Here is a 21,009-nt window from a genome sequence, read left to right on the forward strand (position 1 = left end):
CGCCATGAACCCGATCGTCCTTTTTGCGGCGCTATCCGGCGCGCTCGCCGTCGCCGCCGGCGCATTCGGCGCGCATGGCGCGAGCGGGGCCGCGGTGGACTGGCTCAAGACCGGCGCCCAATATCAGCTGCTCCACGCGATCGCCGCGCTCGCGGTGCTTCGGCTCGACGCCAGGGGGCCGGCGACCCTCTTTCTCGTCGGGGCAGCGATCTTCGCAGGCACGCTCTATCTGATGGCGCTCGGCCTGCCGCGCTGGCTGGGCGCGATCACCCCGATCGGCGGCGCACTGCTGATCGCAGGCTGGCTGTGGCTCGCGTGGCTGGCCGCACGCAGGGCCTAGGCATCTAGACTGATGGCACTGGATTCACGCGAAGGCGCTAAGAGAAATTATATAGAAAGTGGGGCCCGCTGGCATCCACTCGAGCGACATGCTCCGCGGAGATGATCGCGTTTCCGCCCCAATAATTCCTTTGCGCCTTCGCGTGAATCCGCTTCTTCTTTTTAGCCCAGCGCCAACCAGATGCTAATTCACTATCCCGTTGGATAGCGAACTTGCCCAGCCCTTCTTCCCATGCCATCCTGCCCGTTGATCGGCGCACCAGCCGACGACCGGAGGAGAGGACTGCATGAAGAAAGCCATTTTGCTTGCGACAGCCGCGTTTGCCGTGTTTTTGAACGCCCCGGCTTCGGCGGGGCCGAACCTGCCAACCAAGCCGATCGAGCAGAAATACTACGCCGATGGCGCCTGGACGGTCGCCCAGAGCTTCACGCCCGCCGGTTGCGATTCCAAGGGCAATGCCTGCGATATCTTCTATCCGGCGAATCTCGGCGCGAACGGCGTCCATCATCCGATCATCGTCTGGGCGAACGGCACCGGCACCACGCCGATCCCGGCCACCACCTATGCCTATCTTCTCCGGCATCTCGCCTCATGGGGCTTCGTCGTCATCGCGACGCGGGACGGCACGACGGGCACCGGCCAGACCGTGATCGACAGCGCCAACTATATCAAGGCGCGCAATGCCGACAGCGGCAGCATCTTCTACGGCAAGCTCGACACGACCCGGATCGGCGCGATGGGGCATTCGCAGGGCGCCTCGGGCGCGATCAACGCGATGCTGAAATCGGGCGGCGCGATCCGCACCGCCGTGACCTTCCATTTGCCGCGCCAGTCCTGGTGCAATCCCGCCGACAATTGCCTGCTGACGGGCGACCTCGCGGCGGCGACGAGCGGATCGATCCTCTATGTCAGCGGTTCGACGGATGTGCTGATCGCTCCCGACACGCAGCTCATCCCACCGGGCCAGCTCAACTCGATCACTGCCTATTACAACGCCACCCCCGCGCCGCTGCTCAAGGCCAAGGGCATCATCAAGGGCACCGCGCACAACGACGTGCAGGGCAATCCGACCTGTGCCGGGGCCGCCTTTCCGTGCAGCAACGGTGTCCATGGCTATCTCGGCTATTCGACCGCCTGGATGATGTGGCAGTTGATGGGCGCCGCCGATGGCCGCCAGGCCTTTGTTGCCTCGGGCGGCGAGATCTTCACCGAAACGACCAACTGGCAGGGCGTGGCAAGCAACATCCCCTGATCGCGCGCTTTCGCTTCGACGGGGTTGCCGATACGGTACGGCAACCCCCGAGAGGACCATGTGACGGCATCATCATCGACCAAGGCACTTGAACCGCCCTCGACCCGCCAGCAGCGGCTGCAGAATACGGGCAAGGCGATCCTGGCGAGCGCGCTCGACCATTTCTCGCGACGCGGCTTCGAAGGCGCGTCGCTGCGCGATATCGCGGAGGATGCCGGCGTCCGGCACGGCATGATCCGCCACATCTACCAGACCAAGGAAGAGCTCTGGCGCCAGGCGATCGCCTTTCTGTTCGATCGCATGGAACGCGAGATGCCGGCCTCGCTGTCGGTATCCGAGCCGAAGGGCGGGGTGGCCGGTTTCAAGGCCTTTATCCGCTGGTATGTCGGCTATTGCGCCCGGCATCCGGAACATGCCCGGCTGATGGTGCAGCTCTCGATCCTCGAAGGGCCTGAGCTCGAATGGACGGCCGAACGCTATATCGGCGAGGGGTATCGCTGGTATGAGCCGGTCGTCGAGCGGCTGCGCGAGAGCGGGCATCTGCCCGCCGTCGATCCACTGTCGATATCGCTGATGCTGACCGCCGCCTGCCAGATGCCCTATCTGCTCGCGCCGGAGATCAAGGCCGTGGCTGGTCGCGACGTCCACGCCCCGGCCGAGATCGAAGCGCATGCGGAAGCGGTGATCCGCGTGTTCCTGCGGGAATGATGCCGCGCTGACGAACGGACGGCCGGTCCATCACGGTCCGGGCCTGTCTATCCGGCGCGCGCGCCGTGCTCGTCGAGGAACGCGGCGACGTCGCCTAGCTTAACGGATCGGTCGAGGAAAGTGCGCCCGATCCCGCGCGCCAGAAGGAAGGGCAGGGTGCCCGCGTCCATCTTCTTGTCGTGAAGCATATGCGCCACCAGAGTTTTCCCATCGGCGCTCAATCCGGCTGCGGTAACCCCGTCTGGCAGGCCTATGGCGCGCAGATGAGCCGCGACCCGTTCGGCATCCTGGCCTAGGGCAAGGCCTTTCGTCGCTGAATAGCCGAAGGCTAGCGCCATGCCCGCCCCGATGGCTTCGCCGTGGAGCAGTCGGTCGGAGAAGCCGGCCTCCGCCTCCAGCGCATGGCCGAAGGTGTGGCCCAGGTTGAGCAGCGCGCGGACGCCGGTCGTCTCGTGCTCGTCGGCTGCGACGATTCGGGCCTTTGCCGCGACTGAATGGGCAATCGCATAGTGGCGCGCCGCCGGGTCGCCCGCCAACAGCGCGGGCGCATTTGCCTCGCACCATTCGAAAAAGGCGAAGTCGTCGATCAGCCCGTATTTCACCACCTCGGCATAGCCGGCGCGGAGCTGGCGCAGGGGCAGCGTGTCGAGCACCTGCGGATCGATCAGGACGATCGCCGGCTGGTGAAAGGCGCCGATCAGGTTCTTGCCGGCGCGCGAATTGATCGCGGTCTTGCCGCCCACCGAGGAATCGACCTGTGCAAGCAAGGTGGTCGGGATCTGCACGAAGCCGCAGCCGCGCTTCACGATCGCCGTCGCGAAGCCCACCAGGTCGCCGATCACCCCGCCGCCCAACGCGATGACATGATCGCCGCGCTCCACGCCCAGGTCGAGCAATCGGTCGGTAAGCTGTTCCAGCGTTGCCCAGCTCTTGGAGCCTTCCCCCGGCGCCAGTATGATCGCCTCGCTCGCGACACCCGCCGCGGTGAGCGACGCCTGCAACGTGGCGAGGTGCGGCAGGACATTCTCGTCGGTGACGATCGCCATGGTCCGGCCGCGCGACAGTGGCGCGAGGCGCTCGCCCGCCTGTGCCAGCAGCCCGTCCTCGATCACGACCTCATAGCTGCGCGCGCCGAGGGAGACGGGGATGACGGTCATAGGTCGAGGGCTTTCAGGATCGAATTCACGGTCGATTCGTGCGGTGCGTGGTGGCTCGGCACACGGATCGGCGCCAGCGCGTAGATGGGATTGCGGACCTTGGCCAGTTCGTCGAGCACTTCGCGCGGATCGCGATTGCGCAGCAGTGGGCGGGTATCGCGGCGACCGACCCGGTCGGCCAGCACGGCCGGATTCGCGTCCAGCCAGATCGCCAGCGCCTGTTCCAGGATCAGTGCCCGCGTCTCGTCGTTGATGAAGGCGCCGCCGCCTGTCGCGATAATCTTGGGGGTGCCGTCGATCAGGCGGGCGATCACGCGGCGTTCGCCGTCGCGGAAATGCGCCTCGCCGAATCGCTCGAAGATCTCGGTGATCGACATGCCGGCGGCTGCCTCTATTTCCGAATCGGCATCGACGAAAGGCAGGCGCATACGCGCCGCCAGGCGGCGGCCGACGGTGGATTTACCGGCGCCCATCAGCCCTACAAGGACGATCGGCAGGCCGGTCCAGTCCGGGATGGGGGTGTGTCTTTGCAACATGGAAGCGGGGGCTATACAGCGAGGCCGCGTCTCGGGCAAAAGGCCGCGCGCAGTAGATTTTCTCACGTCTGTTTTAACGTGTCTGTACAAGGTTCGCTCATGTCCCGTTCGCTCATTGCGCTCATCGTCATCCTTGTCGTCGTGATCGGGGGCCTGTTTTTCCTGGCCGGGCGGACGAACGAGAAGCCGCTTACCCGGGTCGAGAAGGTGGTACCGCTTGCGAATCTCTCGAACTAGCGTCGCGCTCGGCGCGATCGCCGCGGTACTCGTCAGCGCGGGGCTTCCCGCGCTGGGCCAGCAAAAACCCGAATCGCTGTTGCCGCCCGGCTTCGGAGATCCCGTTGCCGCGCCCGCGCCGACTCCCGCGCCCGCTCCGGCGCGCACCGCCACCCCGGCACAGCAGCCCGTCCCCGCGGCTACCTCCACGCCGGTGGATGGCGTGCTGCCGACTCCCACGGCATCGGCCACGCCGGTCGAGCCAGTGCCGGTCGATCCGGCCGTGCTGGCGCGCTACGACATGCCTGATTATGCGCGCCGGTCGCTGGCATCGGTCGGTCCGGTCGGTCCCGATGGCGGCGGGCTGACTCCGCGCGCCTTCGGCAATGCCGACGGGCGTTATGTCGAGGAACTGATGCGCCGCCTCGACGTGCCGATTGCGTCGCGCTGGCTGTCGATCGCGCTGCGCCGTGCCCTTGTGTCGCGAGTCGACACGCCGCAGGGCATCAACGGGGCGGATTTCGCGGCTGAACGGGCGTGGCTTCTGCTGCGCATGGGCGAATCGGTGTCGGCGCGGGGCGTGGTGCAAAGCGTCGACAGCGACAATTACACGCCCAAGCTTTACGAGATCGCGATGCAGACGGCGCTCGCCACGGGCGATCCCGGTCTTCTCTGCCCCGTTGCCGAAGGCGGTGCCGCGCTCCGGCGGGAGCGTGCCTGGGTTCTGGCGCTCGCCATCTGTGCCGGCCTCGCCGGCGAACCGCGCAAGGCACAGTCGCTGATCGCCTCGGCGCGCACGTCGGGCCTGGCCAGCGGCATCGACCTGCTGCTTGCGCAGAAGGTCACCGGTACCGGCGCGCGTGGGCAACAGGCTGTGACGATCGAGTGGGACAGCGTCGATCGCCTGACAGCCTGGCGTTACGGCCTCGCCACCGCGAGCGGGGTGGAAATTCCCGCGCCGCTGTTCGCGACCGTCTCGTCCAATGTGCAGGCGTGGCGGGCGCAGTCCCCGGCGCTGCCCGCCCGCGTGCGGGTCGGTCCCGCCGAGCAGGCGGCAGTGCGCGGCGTCTTCTCGAGCGCCGCCCTGGTCGATCTCTATGGCGCGATCGACGCCGATGACGATCAGTCGCTGGCGGAGAGCGGCATCGCGCGGGATCTGCGCAGCGCGTATACGGCACCCGATCTCCAAGGCCGGTTGAACGCGATCAGGCAATTGTGGGACGAATCCAAGTCGCCGGATGCGCGTTTTGCCCGACTGATTCTCACGGCGCGTGCCGCCGCGCGGATTCCCGCCGGTACCCAGGGGGCTGACGCTGACCGGCTGGTCGCCTCGATGCTGACGGCGGGGCTGGATCGTGCGGCAATGCGCTGGCAGGCGAGCGTGCCCGCCGGCGGCGATGCCTGGGCGATGCTGGCGCTGGCCGATCCTGTGCCGGTTTCGTCGACCTGGTCCGACGTCAACCGCTATTCTGGCGCGAATGACTCGAACGGCCTGAAGAAGCGCATGTTTTTCGCTGGCATGGCAGGACTTGGACGCCTGTCCGCCGACGACGTCGAACGCGGCGCCCGGTCGCTGGACGTCACCATCGGCATCGACAATGCTTGGACCCGTGCCCTCGCCCGTGCGGCGCAGGCGCGGCAGCCCGGCACGGTGCTCGTGCTGGCGGGCATCGGCATGCAGACTCCGCTATGGCGGGGCGTGCCGCCGGAGGCGCTGTACCATATCGTCACCGCCTTGCGGGCGGTGGGGCTTGAGGCGGAGGCGCGCATGATCGCCGCCGAGGCCCTGGCGCGACTTTGACCGGCCCGCCCGGCCCGGGCAAGGACCGCGCGCTGATCGAGCGCTTCCTGGAGATGATGGCTGCCGAAGCTGGGGCAGCGAAGAATACGATCGCCGCCTATCGCAGCGACCTGCACCTCGCATCGGATTTCCTCCTCGGCGGATTGGGGCGCGCCTCGGAGGCCGATCTCGCGCGCCTGGGCGGGCAATGGCTCGACCTTTCCCGGTCGAGCGTCGCGCGCAAATCCGCGGCGCTCAGGCGGTTCTTCGCCTTTCTTGCCGATGAGGGGCATCGCACGGACGATCCCGGCGCGGCACTGCCCCGGCCCGGTGCGCAGCGCGCCTTGCCCAAGGTGCTCGGGCATGACGATGTCGACCGGCTGTTTGCGGCTGTCGCTGCGCGGATCGCACGGGTGCCCGGTGACCCAAATGATCTGCGGCTCTCCGCCCTGGTCGAACTGCTCTACGGTTCCGGCCTGCGCGCCACCGAGCTGGTATCCCTTCCGCGCAACGCGATCGCGCCCGACCGGCCCTATCTCATCCTGCGCGGCAAAGGCGGACGGGAACGGTTGGTGCCGATCTCGGATCGTGCCCGTGCCGCGGTGGCGGCGTGGCGCGCTTATGTCGCCACTGACCGGGTCTGGCTGTTTCCGTCGGGCAAAGCCCATTTGTCGCGCGTACGATTATATCAGTTACTCAAGGATTTGGCGGTGGAAGCTGGTATCCCGCCTGAGCGTGTCAGCCCGCACGTCCTGCGCCACGCCTTCGCGACTCATCTGCTTGCGGGCGGGGCTGATCTGCGTGCGCTGCAATCGATGCTTGGCCATGCCGACATCGCCACCACCGAGATATACACCCATGTCGATGCCAGCCGGCTGGTCGAGCTGGTCAATACCCGTCATCCTCTCGTTGACGTGAAGAGGCGCGGGGCTTAACCGACGCGGCCGATGGCAAGCTTCCTCGATTTCGAGAAACCGATCGCCGAGCTTCAGGGCCGGGTCGACCAACTCCGTGAGACCGCTGCCGATGGCACGGTCGATATCGATTCGGAGGTGGCGCGGCTTCAGGCCAAGTCCGACAAGCTCCTGCGCGACACCTATTCCAGATTGACCCCATGGCAGAAGACGCTCGTCGCCCGCCATGGCGAGCGGCCGCATTTCAAGGACTATGTCGCGGGCCTGTTCGACGATTTCATGCCGCTCGCGGGCGATCGCGCTTTTGGCGACGACCAGGCGATCCTGGGCGGTTTCGCAAATTTCCGCGGCCGCAAGGTCATGGTGATCGGCCACGAGAAGGGCGACGATACCGCCAGCCGTCTCCGTCACAATTTCGGCATGGGCAAGCCCGAGGGCTATCGCAAGGCGATCCGCCTGATGCAGCTCGCCGATCGATTCGGCCTGCCGGTGCTGACCCTGGTCGACACCTCGGGTGCCTTTCCCGGTGTCCAGGCCGAGGAACGGGGCCAGGCCGAAGCGATCGCGCGCTCGACCGAGCAATGCCTTGCCCTGGGCGTTCCGATGATCTCGGCGGTGGTCGGTGAGGGCGGTTCGGGCGGCGCGATCGCGCTTGCTGCGGGCAACAAGGTGCTGATGTTCGAACATGCGGTCTATTCGGTGATTTCGCCGGAGGGCTGCGCCTCGATCCTGTGGCGCACCGCCGACAAGGCGCCCGAGGCGGCCGAGGCGATGAAGGTGACCGCGCAGGACCTGAAGGAACTGGGCGTGATCGACACGATCGTGTCGGAGCCGCTGGGCGGTGCCCATCGCGATCCGGCGCTCGCCATCGCCAATCTGGGCGAGGCGCTCGATGCGGCGCTGGCTGAGCTGGGCAATCAGGGCGCCGACCAGCTCCGCCGCGGCCGGCGCGAGAAATTCCTGGCGATCGGCAGGATTTAAGGCGGGGCGCGATCGTCGCGCATCCTCTAGCGGCCTGTTTGCCGACAGGTTGGTTCGTCACCTGCCACTCATGCGATCGAAACGGGACTGGCTCGGCGTACTGGGCGCCTTTGCGCGAACTCTTCCTTCGCAAAGCCAGCTTTTGGCCGCGCACACGAAAAGGGCGGCGGAACCGAAGTTCCGCCGCCCCGATTTCGTTAGCTGGTTAGAACTTACGTAGCCTTCATGTTCGAAGAAACGTTGCCGAAGGTCGTCTTGAGCTGGTTGCCCAGACCCTGCATCGCAGCGATGGCGGCGACGGCGATCAGCGCGGCGATCAGGCCGTACTCGATTGCGGTGGCGCCCTTGCTGTTCTTGATGAACTTGCGGATGGTCTGCATGATTCCGGTCTCCAATGGTTCTAAAGCTTCAGTACCCGGCTGAACCGGCAGGACCGGACCAGCGCTTTCGGGTCTAGGGGCGGTAGGTTGAGAAAAGTTTAAGCCGGAACGTGGAAATTACGGAACCAATCAGCCGCCGGTGCGTGCGGTTTCGATCTTGGAGTTGACGTTGCTCCACATGCCAGTCGTGGTGTTCGCCAGCTCGACGAACGACGCGACCATGGTGATCACGACCAGGGCGGCGATCAGACCATATTCGATTGCCGTGCCGCCCTTGCGGTCCTCCACCAGTTTCTGGATCATGTTGAGCAGCATGCAGGGTTCCCGGTCCCGGATATCTTGTCGAACGCTAGTCTGGGAGAGTTAACGAATGGCGAATGTCGCTGAAGGCCATGCAATTTCAACGCTTTTCCCGGTCGTTGCGGTTGCGCTGATCGATCGTGAGGGGCGGGTATTGGTGCAGCGCCGGCCCGCCGGGAAGATGATGGCGGGCTTGTGGGAATTCCCTGGCGGCAAGGTCGAGCCGTCCGAGACGCCGGAAACCGCGCTGGCCCGCGAACTCGCCGAGGAACTGGGGATCGTGGTTGACCCGGCTGCGCTTGAGCCGGCTGCCTTTGCCAGCGAACCGCTCGCGGGGCGGCATCTGCTGTTGCTGCTCTATATCTGCCGGGATTGGGCAGGGACACCCGATGCGCTTCATGCCGAGGAACTGCTCTGGTGCCGGCCAGAGCAGCTCTACGATCTTGCGATGCCGCCGGCGGATCTGCCGTTGATCGGTCGGTTGAAGGCGCTGGTTTGAATTCTCGGGGATCAGACCGTCGCGATACCCGAGAACCGGGTTTGCGTATTGCCCCCGATCCATATCTGGCCATCCGGATCGCGATCGACATGGACAAGCCCGTTGCGCCCGACGCAGCCGCCCTGCGTTGCCAGATAGGGCGCGGTGGCCCGTCTGCTGTCGATCAGCCACTGCGCCACCGAGGCATTGAGGCTGCCGGTCACCGGATCCTCTACCAGCCCGCCGAACGGATCGCTGAACAGCGCGCGGACTTCATAGGCGGCCGGACTGCCCGGCGGATACAGGCCGACGACACCGATATCGATCCGAGTCGGGTGCGACCGCTCCGGCTGCACCGCCCGCACTGCCTCGGCCGAGGCCAGCATGACGGCCACCCAGCCCGGTCCATTGTCCACCCATTGGGCGTCCACGACGTCGGAGACGTCGATCCGCAGCACGCCGGCGATCTCGGCCAGTTTCGCGCCGTCCACCGGGCCTGACCGCGTTATCGGCGGGGCGGCGAAAGCGAGGGAGCCTGCGCTCCGGCGGATTCGGACAAGGCCGGCACCGCATTCCTGCACGATCGCCCCTTCGGTTCGGGGTACGCCGCCGGCTTCAAGCCATGCGTGGCAGGTGCCGAGGGTCGGATGTCCCGCAAAGGGCAGTTCGCGTTCCAGCGTGAAGATGCGCACGCGATAATCGGCGCCCGGATCGGTGGGCGGCAGCAGGAATGTCGTCTCCGACAGGTTCAGCCAGCGGGCGATCCGCTGCATCAGCGCAGTGTCGAGGTCCGCCGACGTCGTAACCACCGCGAGCGGATTGCCGGAAAAGGCGCCGTCGCCGAATACGTCGATCATCTTGAAATCATGAGTCACTGGGGATTCTCCTCGTTGAGAAATGCCGGGCGCCGGCGACGCATGCAACCACCGCCAGAGTCGTCACGATCATTCCGGGCCCGATCGATTCGTGCAGCAGGGTCGCGGCGAGGCCGAGCCCGAACAGGGGCTGGAGAAGCTGGAGCTGGCCGACCGCCGCGGTCCCGCCGAGCGCGAGGCCACGATACCAGAACATGAAACCGATCAGCATGCTGAACAGCGAGACATAGCCGAGGCCGATCCAGGCGGGCAGGCCGACCGTCGACCAGGTCGGCCAGGGCAGCAAGCAGAGGATGCCGAGCATCACGGGGAGCGCCAGGGCGAGTGCCCAGCAGATCACCTGCCAGCCGCCCAGACGCCGCGACAGCACGGCGCCCTCCGCATAGCCCAGGCCGCAGACCAGGATCGCGGCCAGCATCAGCAGGTCTCCTGCCAGGCTCGAGGTCGTGCCGCGCATCAGGGCGAATCCGGCGATGAGCAGGCTGCCGAGCAGCGCGAACAGCCAGAAGCGGCGATCTGGCCGTTCGCCGCCCCGCAATACCGCGAAGCCGGCGGTGGCGAGCGGCAGCAGCCCGGTGAACACGATCGACCGGCCGGCGCTCATATGTTCGAGGGCAAGCGCCGAGAGCAACGGGAAGCCGACCACGACGCCGAGCGCGACGATGATCAGCGACCGGAGATCGCGCCGTTCCGGACGCGGCTGGCGCCATGTCGCAAGCAGTGCCAGCCCGATCGCGCCGGCGATCCCGGCGCGGATCAGGGTGAGGAACAGCGGGTCGATATCGCCGATCGCCACGCGCGTCGCCGGCAGCGAGCCGCTGAATACCAGCACCCCTGCGAACCCGCTCAGCCATCCATCTGTCGTACGATCCATTGCTCGCTCCTTCGCTGTGGCCATTGCGCGACGAGGAAGGATTGGTGATAGGGACAGTGCAGTAAGCTTTGGACAAACTGTACTGCTTGATGCGGAGGTAAGCTTGGCGACCGGAATTCAGGCTGAAGGCACGCTGGTGGAGCGGGTGATGGGCGACGTCCGCCGGCGGATCGCGTCGCGGGCGTTGCAGCCGGGGGCGAAGCTGCCCTCGATTCGCCGCCTTGCGGAGAGCGCCGCCGTCTCCAAATCGACCGTCGTGGACGCCTATGAGCGGCTTGCCGCCGATGGCGCCATCGTGTCGCGCCGCGGCTCGGGTTTCTTCGTCGCGCAGCAGACCGCCCCGCTGTCGCTGGCTGACGTGACGCCCCGGCTTGACCGGGCGATCGATCCCCTCTGGGTCTCGCGCCAGTCGCTCGAGAGCGGCGATCATGTGTTGAAGCCGGGATGTGGCTGGCTGCCGCCGCACTGGCTGCCGGAGGATGAAGTGCGCCGGGCGCTGCGCGGGCTGTCACGCGCCGATGATGGCGCCCTGGCGGACTATGGCACGCCGCTTGGCCTGCTGCCCCTCCGTCAGCTCCTGTCGCGACGGCTGGGGGAGAGGGGGGTGCCCGCCGGGGCCGACCAGATCATGCTGACCGAGAGCGGTACCCAGGCGATCGACCTGCTCTGCCGCCTGCTGATCGAGCCTGGCGACACCGTGCTGGTCGACGATCCCTGCTATTTCAATTTCCACGCCCTGTTGCGGGCACACCGCGCGAGGATCGTCAGTGTGCCGATGACGCCTGATGGGCCCGACATCACCGCCTTTGCGGCGGTGCTGGAGGCTCATCGGCCGCGCCTCTACATCACCAATTCAGCCATTCACAATCCGACCGGGGCGACGTTGTCGTTGCCCACCGCGCACCGTGTGCTCAACCTTGCCGAAGCGCATGACCTTGTCATCATCGAGGATGATATCTTCGCCGATTTCGAAGAGGAGCCGGCGCCCCGCCTTGCCGCGCTCGATGGTCTCGATCGGGTGATCCAGATCGGCAGCTTCTCCAAGACGCTCTCGGCGGCCGTCCGTTGCGGCTATATCGCGATCCGACGTGACTGGCTCGACCGGCTGATCGACCTGACGATCGCGACCTCCTTCGGCGCGGGGCGCCTGTCGAGCGAGCTGGTGCTGCGCGTGGTGCAGGACGGCAGCTATCGGCGGCACCTTCATGCCCTGCGGACCCGCCTCGCAACCGCGCGGCGGGATGTCGCGGATCGACTTGGCGAGATCGGCATCCGGCCCTGGATTCAGCCCAAAGCGGGCATGTTCCTGTGGTGCACCCTGCCGGACGGCCGGGACGCCGCCGATCTGGCGCGGGATGCCCTTGCCCGCGACGTGGTGCTGGCGCCCGGCAATGTCTTCAGCCTTTCGCAGTCGGCCGGCGGATATATGCGGGTGAATGTGACTCAGTGCGCCGATCCGGTGGCGTTCGAGGTGATGAGCAGGGCCCTGCGATAGGGGCGCTTCAGTGCATCAGGCGTCCGCCGGCGAGGTCCAGGGTGGCGCCGGTCACCCAGCCGGCGCTGTCCGACGCAAGGAACAATGTCATGGCCGCGACGTCCGCAGGCGACCCGAGGCGGCGGATCGGGTGGCTCGCGGCAACCTGCTCCTGCACTGCCGGCGGCATGTGCGCGGCCGTCCGGTCGGTAAGAATGGCCGATGGGGAGATGCAATTGACCCGCACGCCGGCCGGGCCGAATTCCTGGGCCGCCTGTTGAGTCAGGTGGATGATCCCCGCCTTGGCGACACCGTAGCCGAGCGGGGCGGGCGACGGGGCGCGGCCCGCGGTCGACGCCATGGTGATCGCCGCGCCCCCGCCATCCTGCTTGAGGCCGGCCGCGAAGACCTTGAGGGTGAGAAAGGTCGCCGTCAGGTTGTTGTCCAGGCTTGAACGCCATGCCGCTTCGGTGACCTCTTCCAGGGGCCCGGGCCTGCTTTCCCCGCCGCCAGCGAACGCCACGAGGATATCGAGCTTCCGTTCGCGGCGCATGAAGTCCGCGCGGGCTGCTTCCAGGTCGGCCAGGATCGCGCAATCGGCGCGTAGCGCGGCATGTCCGGGGGAGATCGAAACGAGGGATCGCAGAACGGCATCGAGCCGGGCTGCGTCGCGTCCCGTCACGGTGACTCGAACGCCGTTATGCGCCAGCCACCGGGCAGTTTCGGCGCCGATGCCGCCGGAGCCTCCGGTTACCAGTGCGGTCTTGCCTGCAAGATCGGGATAGGTCGGAATGCCGGGTCCGGCGATGTCCGGTCGAGCGGATGAGGCTGGATTAGACATAGCGTGCGACCGCCATGCAGACGGCCGTCACCATCAGGAGCCCGGCCGAGACCCGGTAGATCGGTGCGAGAGACGCGGGTGCGGCCGCATCGGGGGAGCTTGCAGTGCGTAGCGCAGGCCCAGCGCCAATCGCCTGGACAGCCAGAGCGAGCAGCGCGGCTGCGATTCCCAGGCTCAACACCTTTTCCGGATCTCCCCACCCACCGGCATGGGTCAGGTGCCAGAGTATTGCGCCGGCAACCGTGGCGACGATCGCCGCGCCCATCTGCGGCCTGAACAGGCGCGCGGCCCCGACGCCACCGTTCCGCGCCAGCACGAAAGTCGTGCCGGCCCAGAAGATCGATGAAAGGACGTGAAACGACAGGACAATGATCAGGAACCACGGCATGGACGTCTCCTCCAACGGCACTGGAGTGCCGGGCATATTGAGTATACAGGTTGTATAGTTATGTCCAAGCCCGACCCTGCGTCAAGACCTTATGCAAGCGCCAAGCGGAGCGCGAAGGCTGCTGAAACCCGGGAGAAGCTGATCGCGGCCGCCGCCGCGGTGCTCCGCGATCAGGGGGCCGCCGCTCTGTCGCTCGAAGCGGTCGCGAGCGTTGCGGGCGTGACGCGCCTGACGGTCTATCATCAGTTCGGGTCCCGCCGGGGGCTGCTCGAGGCGCTGTTCGATCGCCTGGCCGAAGCGGGTGGGATGATGGACATTGCCTCGGCGATGGGCGCACCCGACCCTCGGGACGGTCTGGCGAGGCTCGTGAAGGTTTTTTGCGTTTTCTGGAGTTCCGACGACAGCCTTGCAGGGCTCTACGCCGTGGCGGGGATCGACCCGGAACTGATGGAGGGGCTCAACGCCCGAAACGCGCGTCGGCGTGAGCTTCTTGCCGCGCTGGTCAGCCGTTTTGGAGGACGCGATGCGGCGGCCGAGCAGGATGTCATCGACATATTGTTCGCGCTGACCGGCTTTGGGATGTTCCGGGCGATGGCTGGCGGCGGCCGGAGCCCGGATGCTGTGTGCACCTTGCTGCAGGCGCTGTGCGACCAGACCCTGGCGCAGTTCGCGATCTGATCGAGCGACGGCAATAAAACGAAGCTATCCAGATCGAAGTCGATGACATAATTCGTTTCTTTCGGCGCGATGTTCGTGCCGGGGGCTGTCGGCCGACGAACCTGGTTTCGTGCGCCACAGTCTTGAAATGCCTGTAATCAGATTTCGCTGTCACGTCGCGCCGGGGATGGCGATGACTTGCATGCATGCGAGCTCCTTGGTGAATGATACCTCGCTGGCGCTGCTTCTATTATTTAAGTTGCGAGATGGATATTTTTCGTGAATGCACAAGTTTCTTTGGGCAATTTACTTTTATCGTAAATATTATACCAAAGTATAATAGTAGTATGGTGAACAAAATGAGGCGCACTCATTATTCATGTGTTTGTTCCATATTGATATGCTCCGTTTTAGATGAGTTATTAACGGTAATGGACTAATTTTTATTGTGATGATTTGGTGCTAAGTAATGATCCATTAAGAAATGAAGTTCAGGTTCACTGCGGGTCAAGCAAGGCTCATGGAGTGAGGTAGCTTCGTGAATTAGTGGTTTCGGGAGAATAACGAAGTCTCACTCTCTTCAGGAGAGTAAAGATGCGTATCGTTATTAAAAGGGGTCGCGCTCGCCTTGGGTTGGACTCTTCAAATCAATATTCTTCGGATAGCCGTAGGCCATCAGGTAAAAGCCTGTCCGTCATTGCTGTTCTGCTCAGTTCGGCATGTTTCACGGCAGAGGCTAATGCCCAGGCAGGAACGCCCAACCTCGTAAGCGCTTGCTCGGGCGTCAGCCTGCCGCGTTCCGTGGTGACGGGGATCATGACGCCCGTGATCAACGGTGTCGTCACGCCGATACAAGGTACGGTGAATCCGATCCTTGGCGCGGTCGGCGGCCTGCTTGGCATACCGAACCTCAATATCGATACGGTGACCCTGCTCAACAACGCAGCTTCAGGCGCGCCGATCACGCTGCAGGTTCTCAACGCCAACGGCACCGTGGTTGGCCCGGCCGATCGCTGCGATCTGCAGGCTGATTCGTTCGGCCTCAATACCCAGGGCGGCATCTCCATCGGCGGCAATCGCATCACCGGCCTGGGAACGAACGGTCGCGAGGCGGTGGCCGGCGAGATCAACTCGATCGCTTTCGGCAACTCCGCGGCAACTGATGCGACGTCGGCCAATTCGATCGCGCTTGGAACGGCTGCGATCGTTGGCCCGAACGCGGCCGGCGGCATCGCCTTCGGCGCTGGCGCTCATGTAACCGCGGCCAACAGCATCGCACTCGGTACCAATGCGCTCGCCAGCAGGGGGGCGCTCGCCGGTTATACGGCGCTCGGGCTGACCACGCCGCAGACGTCGGTCGGCGAATTCTCCGTCGGTGCCGCCGGCGCTGAGCGCCAGATCACCAATGTGGCGGCCGGCTCGGCACCGACTGACGCAGTCAACGTCGCCCAGCTCTCGGGTGTTGCCGCTCAACTGGGCGGCCTTTCCAATTCTGCCGTGCTTTATGACGGCGTCGACAAGAGCAAGGTCACGCTCGGCGGCGCTGCCGGCACGACGATCACCAACCTCGCGCCCGGCGCGCTTACGGCGGCGTCGACCGACGCGGTCAACGGCAGCCAGTTGTTCGCGACGAACGGCAATGTCACGACCGTCACCAACGCCGTCACCAACCTGACCACCAACATCCAGAATGGCTCGGTCGGCACGGTCCAATATTCCAACCCCGCGACGCCGACGGTGCCGAATGGCGGGACACCCACCAACGACCTCGCCCTGGTCGGTGCGGCACCAGGCGCGGTCGGCCTGCACAATGTCCGCGACGGCGTCATTGCGGCCGGGTCGACTGACGCGATCAACGGCGGGCAGTTCAACACGCTGAACAATCAGGTCGGCACGCTCAGCACCCTCGCTGTCCAGTATGACGATGCCACCAAGGCACGGGTGACATTCGGTGGCACCGGGGCACCCGCCGTGGTGCTCGGCAACGTGGCGGCCGGCCTGCTGGCGACGGGGTCGACCGAAGCGGTGAATGGCGGGCAGCTCGTGGCGCTCGGCAACACCACGGCGGCGGCGCTTGGCGGCGCCACGACCTATAATCCCGCGACGAACAGCCTGCAGACCAGCCTCAGCTATGGCGGCGCCAATTATGGCAGCGTCCAGGGTGTCTTCAGCGCCATCGACGGGGCGGTGAACGGCGGTGCCGGCATCCGCTACTTCCATGTCCAGTCGGCGCTCGGCGACTCGACGGTCTCGGGCACCGACAGCATCGCGATCGGTCCTTTGGCCAATGCCTCGGCCGCCAACAGCGTCGCACTCGGCACCAATGCGCTCGCGGGCAGGGGAGCGCTTGCCGGCTATACGGCGCTCGGGCTGACCACGCCCCAGACGTCGGTCGGCGAGATATCGGTCGGTGCTGCCGGTGCTGAGCGCCAGATCACCAATGTGGCGGCCGGATCGGCTGCTACTGATGCGGTGAACGTCGCCCAGCTGACCGGTGTCGCCAATCAGGTGACGTCGCTCGGTGCGACGTCGGTGCAATATGATGCCATCGACAAGAGCAAGGTCACGCTCGGCGGCGCTGCCGGCACGACGATCACCAATCTCGCGCCCGGTGCGCTCACGGCGGCGTCGACCGACGCGGTCAACGGCAGCCAGTTGTTCGCGACGAACGGCAATGTCACGACCGTCACCAACGCCGTCACCAACCTGACCACCAACATCCAGAATGGCTCGGTCGGCACGGTCCAATATTCCAACCCCGCGACGCCGACGGTGCCGAATGGCGGGACACCCACCAACGACCTCGCCCTGGTCGGTGCAGCACCAGGCGCGGTCGGCCTGCACAATGTCCGCGACGGCGTCATTGCGGCGGGATCGACTGACGCGATCAACGGCGGCCAGTTCAACACGCTCAACAATCAGGTCGGCACGCTCAGCACCCTCGCTGTCCAGTATGACGATGCCACCAAGGCACGGGTGACGTTCGGTGGCACCGGGGCACCCGCCGTGGTGCTCGGCAATGTGGCGGCCGGCCTGTTGGCGACGGGGTCGACCGAAGCGGTGAATGGCGGGCAGCTCGTGGCGCTCGGCAACACCACGGCGGCGGCGCTCGGTGGGGCTACGATCTATAGTCCCGCGACGAACAGCCTGCAGACCAGCCTCAGCTATGGCGGCGCCAATTATGGCAGCGTCCAGGGTGTCTTCAGCGCGATCGACGGGGCGGTGAACGGCGGGGCGGGCATCCGCTACTTCCATGTCCAGTCGGCGCTCGGCGACTCGACGGTCTCGGGCACCGACAGCATCGCGATCGGGCCGCTGGCCAATGCCACGGCCGCCAACAGCGTCGCACTCGGCACCAATGCGCTCGCGGGCAGGGGAGCGCTTGCCGGCTATACGGCGCTAGGGCTGACCACGCCCCAGACGTCGGTCGGCGAGATATCGGTCGGTGCCGCCGGTGCTGAGCGTCAGATCACCAATGTGGCGGCCGGATCGGCGGCCACCGACGCGGTGAACGTCGCCCAGCTAACCGGTGTCGCCAATCAGGTGACATCGCTCGGTGCGACGTCGGTGCAATATGATGCCGTCGACAAGAGCAAGGTCACGCTTGGCGGCGCGGCCGGCACGACGATCACCAACCTCGCGCCCGGTGCGCTCACGGCGGTATCGACGGATGCGGTCAATGGCAGCCAGTTGTTCGCGACGAACGGCAATGTCACGACCGTCACCAACGCCGTCACCAACCTGACCACCAACATCCAGAACGGCTCGGTCGGCACGGTTCAATATTCCAACCCCGCGACACCGAACGTGCCGAATGGCGGGACGGCGACCAACGATCTCGCCCTGGTCGGTGCCGCGCCGGGGGCGGTCGGCCTGCACAATGTTCGCGACGGCCTCGTTGCGGCCGGATCGACTGACGCGATCAATGGCGGGCAGTTCTTCACGCTCAACAATCAGGTCGGGGCACTGAACTCCCTCTCGGTGCAATATGACGATGCCACCAAGGCACAGGTGACATTCGGTGGCACCGGGGCACCCCCGGTGGTTCTCGGCAATGTGGCGGCCGGCCTATTGGCGGCTGGCTCGACCCAGGCGGTGAACGGCGGCCAGCTGTTCGCAACCAACGCCAATGTCACGACGGTCACGAATGCCGTAACCAACCTGACCACCAGCATCCAGAACGGATCGGTCGGGACCGTCCAATACTCCAACCCTGCCACGCCGAACGTGCCGAATGGCGGGACGGCGACCAATGATCTCGCCCTGGTCGGTGCTGCCGCTGGTCCGGTCGGCCTGCACAATGTCCGTGACGGTCTCGTCGCGGCCGGATCGACTGACGCGATCAACGGCGGGCAGTTCAACACGCTGAGCAACCAGGTAGGGACACTCAGCACCCTGTCGGTCCAGTATGACGATGCCACCAAGGCACGGGTGACGTTCGGCGGCACCGGAGCGCCTGCGGTGGTCCTCGGCAACGTGGCGGCTGGCCTGCTGGCAACTGGCTCCACCGAAGCGGTGAATGGCGGGCAGCTCGTGGCGCTCGGTAACACTACGGCGGCGGCACTCGGCGGCGGCTCGATCTATGATCCGACGACGAACAGCCTTCAGACCAGCCTGAGCTATGGCGGCACCAACTACAACAGCGTCCAGGGTGTCTTCAGCGCCATAGACGGGGCGGTGAATGGCGGGGCGGGCATCCGCTACTTCCATGTCCAGTCGGCACTCGGCGACTCGACGGTCTCGGGCACCGACAGCATCGCGATCGGGCCGCTGGCCAATGTCTCGGTTGCCAACAGCGTTGCGCTCGGCACCAACTCGACGGCGGCGCGTGGAGCGCAGGCCGGGTACAGCGCTCTCGGCGTTGCCACGCCACAGACATCGGTCGGCGAAGTGTCGGTCGGTGCCGCCGGTGCTGAGCGTCAGATCACCAATGTGGCGGCCGGGTCTGCGGCCACCGACGCGGTGAACGTCGCCCAGTTGACCGGTGTCGCCAATCAGGTGGCGTCGCTCGGTGCGACGTCGGTGCAATATGACGGTACCGACAAGAGCAAGATCACGCTCGGCGGTGCAGCCGGCACGACGATCACCAATGTGGCCCAGGGCGGTCTCTCCGCGACATCGACCGATGCGGTCAATGGCTCGCAACTCTACGCCACCAACGTGAATGTCGCGAACAACACCACCGCGATCAACAATCTCACCAACAGCATCGCGAACGGCAGCGCCGGGCCGGTGCAATATTCCAGTCCCGGTAATCCGACCGCGCCGAATGGCGGCGTCCGCACCAATGACCTGACCCTGGTCGGTGCTGCCGCCGGTCCAGTCGGGCTCCACAATGTCGCAAACGGGTCGATTACGGCCGGCTCAACGGATGCGGTCAACGGCGGACAGGTCTTTGCCCTCGCACAGGCCACGGCCAACGCCGTTTCCTATGACACCGACGGGGCCGGCAACCGGCTCAACACCATCACGCTGGCCGGTGGCACGGCATCGGCGCCCGTCACCATCGCCAATGTCGCTGCTGGCACGGTCTCCGCCGGTTCCACCCAGGCGGTGAACGGCGGTCAGCTCTATGTGACCAACCAGTCGGTGACGGCGGCCCAATCCACCGCCAACACCGCCCTCGCGCTGGGTCAGAATTCGATCCAGTACGACAATGCCAGCCGTACCGATGTGACGCTTGGTGCTGGCAATGGCGGTGCGCCGGTCTCCGTCCACAATGTCGCAGCCGGAACATCGGCGACCGATGCGGTGAACGTCTCCCAGCTCAACAGCAGCATCAACAACGCCCTGATCCAGGCGAACACCTATACGGATCAACGCCTGGCCGCGATCACCTTCGATATCCGCCAGGTGCGGAAGGACAGCTATGCCGGTACCGCCGGAGCGCTGGCCGCGGCCGGTCTGCCCCAGGCCTATGAAGCCGGACGCGGCATGGTGGCGATGGCCGGCGGCACGTATCAGGGCGAATCCGCCTTCGCGCTCGGCCTGTCCAAGGCGATGAGTGACGGACATACGGTGGTCAAGTTCAGCGGAACCTATGACACCCAGGGACGTGCCGGTGGCGCGGCCGGCATTGGATATCAATTCTGATGGGCACCGGCGGGGGGGCTTGGCCTCCCGCCGGACCGGCAAATTCTACTGCAGAATCCTCAAGGCAACAGGCCGGTCTCAGGCAGTGTGATCGGCCTGTTGTTCTGTCCGGGAAGTTCTGAAAAATCATCGGGATTGAATGTTTGTAAGACCATAATGGTTCAGGTAACAAATTGAATTAATGGTCTATTTGATGGTGCGCGTCACGACTTCAGTATATGATTATCCGACCAAGTGGTTCGTGAATCCCGAGTGTATCGCCTCGATGTTGAGTTGAGTGAGGCGAGGGAGAATTTTCATGGGAATGTCATTTTTCCGAGAATTCCGGAATGGAAAGCGTGAGGGAAGCGTCCAGTTCGCTACCCCGGTGGATGTGCTTCTCTCTTCCATTGCCGAAAAGGCGCTGCTCGACAGGCATTATCGAATCTACGGAGCGGGCGCCGACGGCCGCGCGATCCTTCTTACCCGGAGTGACCCACCCTTGATTGTCGAGGTGGAGAGCAGGTCATTCGGGGCTGGCCGCGGTACGACGTTCATCATCAATGCGGTCAGGCGGGCGCCGGTGAATGGCTGGCATCTGCATGATGAGCTCGATCATTTCTGGGATCGGCCGATAGAATCCTGAAACGGATATCGATCCGGAACTGATGCAGTTCGACATGCCTTCGGGCAGCCAGGGCGCTTTCGCGGGCTCCCTCGAAACAGGGGGTGGCACCACGGAGTAATCGCCGCATCATCGCATGGTCGGCGATGGCATCCTCCATC

Annotated in this window: 20 protein-coding genes; 12 read left to right on the top strand and 8 right to left on the bottom strand. The window is 65.4% G+C overall.

The genetic code is table 11. The features are described from left to right. Window positions 1-4 precede the first annotated feature (4 nt). The 3 genes from P0Y59_04730 to P0Y59_04740 all read left to right on the top strand — a co-directional run bounded on the left by P0Y59_04730 (window position 5) and on the right by P0Y59_04740 (window position 2,300). On the top strand, window positions 5-340 hold the full coding sequence (locus P0Y59_04730) for a DUF423 domain-containing protein (protein ID WEK01005.1): 336 nt from the start codon (window positions 5-7) through the stop codon (window positions 338-340). Window positions 341-626: 286 nt separating this feature from the next. Further along, entirely contained in the window at window positions 627-1,592 is a 966-nt protein-coding gene (locus P0Y59_04735; GenBank protein ID WEK01006.1) for a hypothetical protein, read from the top strand. A gap of 60 nt (window positions 1,593-1,652) precedes the next feature. Next, window positions 1,653-2,300 carry a TetR family transcriptional regulator gene (locus P0Y59_04740; protein WEK01007.1) on the top strand — a complete coding sequence of 216 codons (648 nt, stop codon included), beginning with the start codon at window positions 1,653-1,655 and terminating at the stop codon, window positions 2,298-2,300. Between the two features lie 47 nt (window positions 2,301-2,347). Here the strand turns inward: P0Y59_04740 and aroB are convergent, their stop codons facing one another. Together aroB and P0Y59_04750 are read right to left on the bottom strand one after the other, a co-directional pair. Then, on the bottom strand, window positions 2,348-3,457 hold the full coding sequence (gene aroB, locus P0Y59_04745) for a 3-dehydroquinate synthase (GenBank protein ID WEK01008.1): 1,110 nt from the start codon (window positions 3,455-3,457) through the stop codon (window positions 2,348-2,350). Beyond that, entirely contained in the window at window positions 3,454-3,993 is a 540-nt protein-coding gene (locus P0Y59_04750) for a shikimate kinase (GenBank protein ID WEK01009.1), read from the bottom strand. Before P0Y59_04750 ends, aroB begins: the two co-directional genes overlap by 4 nt. 99 nt (window positions 3,994-4,092) lie before the next feature. On the opposite strand from P0Y59_04750, the gene P0Y59_04755 reads away from it, so the two are divergent. Genes P0Y59_04755 through P0Y59_04770 form a run of 4 tightly spaced genes read left to right on the top strand, consistent with a single transcriptional unit; the run spans window position 4,093 to window position 7,884 of the window. After that, entirely contained in the window at window positions 4,093-4,230 is a 138-nt protein-coding gene (locus P0Y59_04755; protein WEK01010.1) for a hypothetical protein, read from the top strand. Continuing rightward, window positions 4,217-6,010, top strand: coding sequence for a hypothetical protein (locus P0Y59_04760; protein WEK02493.1), 1,794 nt, complete (start codon window positions 4,217-4,219; stop codon window positions 6,008-6,010). The genes P0Y59_04755 and P0Y59_04760 overlap by 14 nt, the downstream gene beginning before the upstream one ends. Further along, entirely contained in the window at window positions 6,007-6,924 is a 918-nt protein-coding gene (locus P0Y59_04765) for a tyrosine-type recombinase/integrase (protein ID WEK01011.1), read from the top strand. The genes P0Y59_04760 and P0Y59_04765 overlap by 4 nt, the downstream gene beginning before the upstream one ends. A gap of 12 nt (window positions 6,925-6,936) precedes the next feature. Continuing rightward, the gene (locus P0Y59_04770) at window positions 6,937-7,884 is read left to right on the top strand and encodes an acetyl-CoA carboxylase carboxyltransferase subunit alpha (protein ID WEK01012.1); all 948 of its coding nucleotides are present in this window, start codon (window positions 6,937-6,939) and stop codon (window positions 7,882-7,884) included. Between the two features lie 212 nt (window positions 7,885-8,096). Here the strand turns inward: P0Y59_04770 and P0Y59_04775 are convergent, their stop codons facing one another. Both P0Y59_04775 and P0Y59_04780 read right to left on the bottom strand, forming a co-directional pair. Beyond that, window positions 8,097-8,264, bottom strand: coding sequence for a Flp family type IVb pilin (locus P0Y59_04775; GenBank protein ID WEK01013.1), 168 nt, complete (start codon window positions 8,262-8,264; stop codon window positions 8,097-8,099). 129 nt (window positions 8,265-8,393) lie between these two features. Then, the gene (locus tag P0Y59_04780; GenBank protein ID WEK01014.1) at window positions 8,394-8,579 is read right to left on the bottom strand and encodes a Flp family type IVb pilin; all 186 of its coding nucleotides are present in this window, start codon (window positions 8,577-8,579) and stop codon (window positions 8,394-8,396) included. 55 nt (window positions 8,580-8,634) lie between these two features. Between P0Y59_04780 and P0Y59_04785 the strand changes: the two genes are divergently transcribed. After that, window positions 8,635-9,063 (top strand): (deoxy)nucleoside triphosphate pyrophosphohydrolase, encoded by a 429-nt coding sequence (locus P0Y59_04785; GenBank protein ID WEK01015.1) that lies wholly within the window; start codon window positions 8,635-8,637, stop codon window positions 9,061-9,063. 11 nt (window positions 9,064-9,074) lie between these two features. Here the strand turns inward: P0Y59_04785 and P0Y59_04790 are convergent, their stop codons facing one another. Both P0Y59_04790 and P0Y59_04795 read right to left on the bottom strand, forming a co-directional pair. Continuing rightward, a complete protein-coding gene (locus P0Y59_04790; protein WEK01016.1) occupies window positions 9,075-9,917 on the bottom strand; it encodes a PhzF family phenazine biosynthesis protein in 843 nt (280 codons plus the stop codon). Further along, the gene (locus P0Y59_04795; protein WEK01017.1) at window positions 9,907-10,791 is read right to left on the bottom strand and encodes a DMT family transporter; all 885 of its coding nucleotides are present in this window, start codon (window positions 10,789-10,791) and stop codon (window positions 9,907-9,909) included. Before P0Y59_04795 ends, P0Y59_04790 begins: the two co-directional genes overlap by 11 nt. A gap of 148 nt (window positions 10,792-10,939) precedes the next feature. On the opposite strand from P0Y59_04795, the gene P0Y59_04800 reads away from it, so the two are divergent. Further along, window positions 10,940-12,286, top strand: coding sequence for a PLP-dependent aminotransferase family protein (locus P0Y59_04800; GenBank protein ID WEK02494.1), 1,347 nt, complete (start codon window positions 10,940-10,942; stop codon window positions 12,284-12,286). Window positions 12,287-12,293: 7 nt separating this feature from the next. Here the strand turns inward: P0Y59_04800 and P0Y59_04805 are convergent, their stop codons facing one another. Then, window positions 12,294-13,106, bottom strand: coding sequence for an SDR family NAD(P)-dependent oxidoreductase (locus tag P0Y59_04805; GenBank protein ID WEK01018.1), 813 nt, complete (start codon window positions 13,104-13,106; stop codon window positions 12,294-12,296). Continuing rightward, window positions 13,099-13,494 (bottom strand): hypothetical protein, encoded by a 396-nt coding sequence (locus P0Y59_04810; GenBank protein WEK01019.1) that lies wholly within the window; start codon window positions 13,492-13,494, stop codon window positions 13,099-13,101. Before P0Y59_04810 ends, P0Y59_04805 begins: the two co-directional genes overlap by 8 nt. Window positions 13,495-13,554: 60 nt before the next feature. Between P0Y59_04810 and P0Y59_04815 the strand changes: the two genes are divergently transcribed. The 3 genes from P0Y59_04815 (at window position 13,555) to P0Y59_04825 (ending at window position 20,869) form a co-directional block, all read left to right on the top strand. Further along, window positions 13,555-14,172, top strand: coding sequence for a TetR/AcrR family transcriptional regulator (locus P0Y59_04815; GenBank protein WEK01020.1), 618 nt, complete (start codon window positions 13,555-13,557; stop codon window positions 14,170-14,172). 795 nt (window positions 14,173-14,967) lie between these two features. Next, a complete protein-coding gene (locus P0Y59_04820) occupies window positions 14,968-20,244 on the top strand; it encodes a YadA-like family protein (protein WEK01021.1) in 5,277 nt (1,758 codons plus the stop codon). A gap of 373 nt (window positions 20,245-20,617) precedes the next feature. After that, window positions 20,618-20,869, top strand: coding sequence for a hypothetical protein (locus P0Y59_04825; GenBank protein WEK01022.1), 252 nt, complete (start codon window positions 20,618-20,620; stop codon window positions 20,867-20,869). The last annotated feature ends 140 nt before the right edge of the window (window positions 20,870-21,009 follow it).

The organism is Candidatus Sphingomonas phytovorans (genome assembly GCA_029202385.1).
Lineage (GTDB): Bacteria > Pseudomonadota > Alphaproteobacteria > Sphingomonadales > Sphingomonadaceae > Sphingomonas > Sphingomonas phytovorans.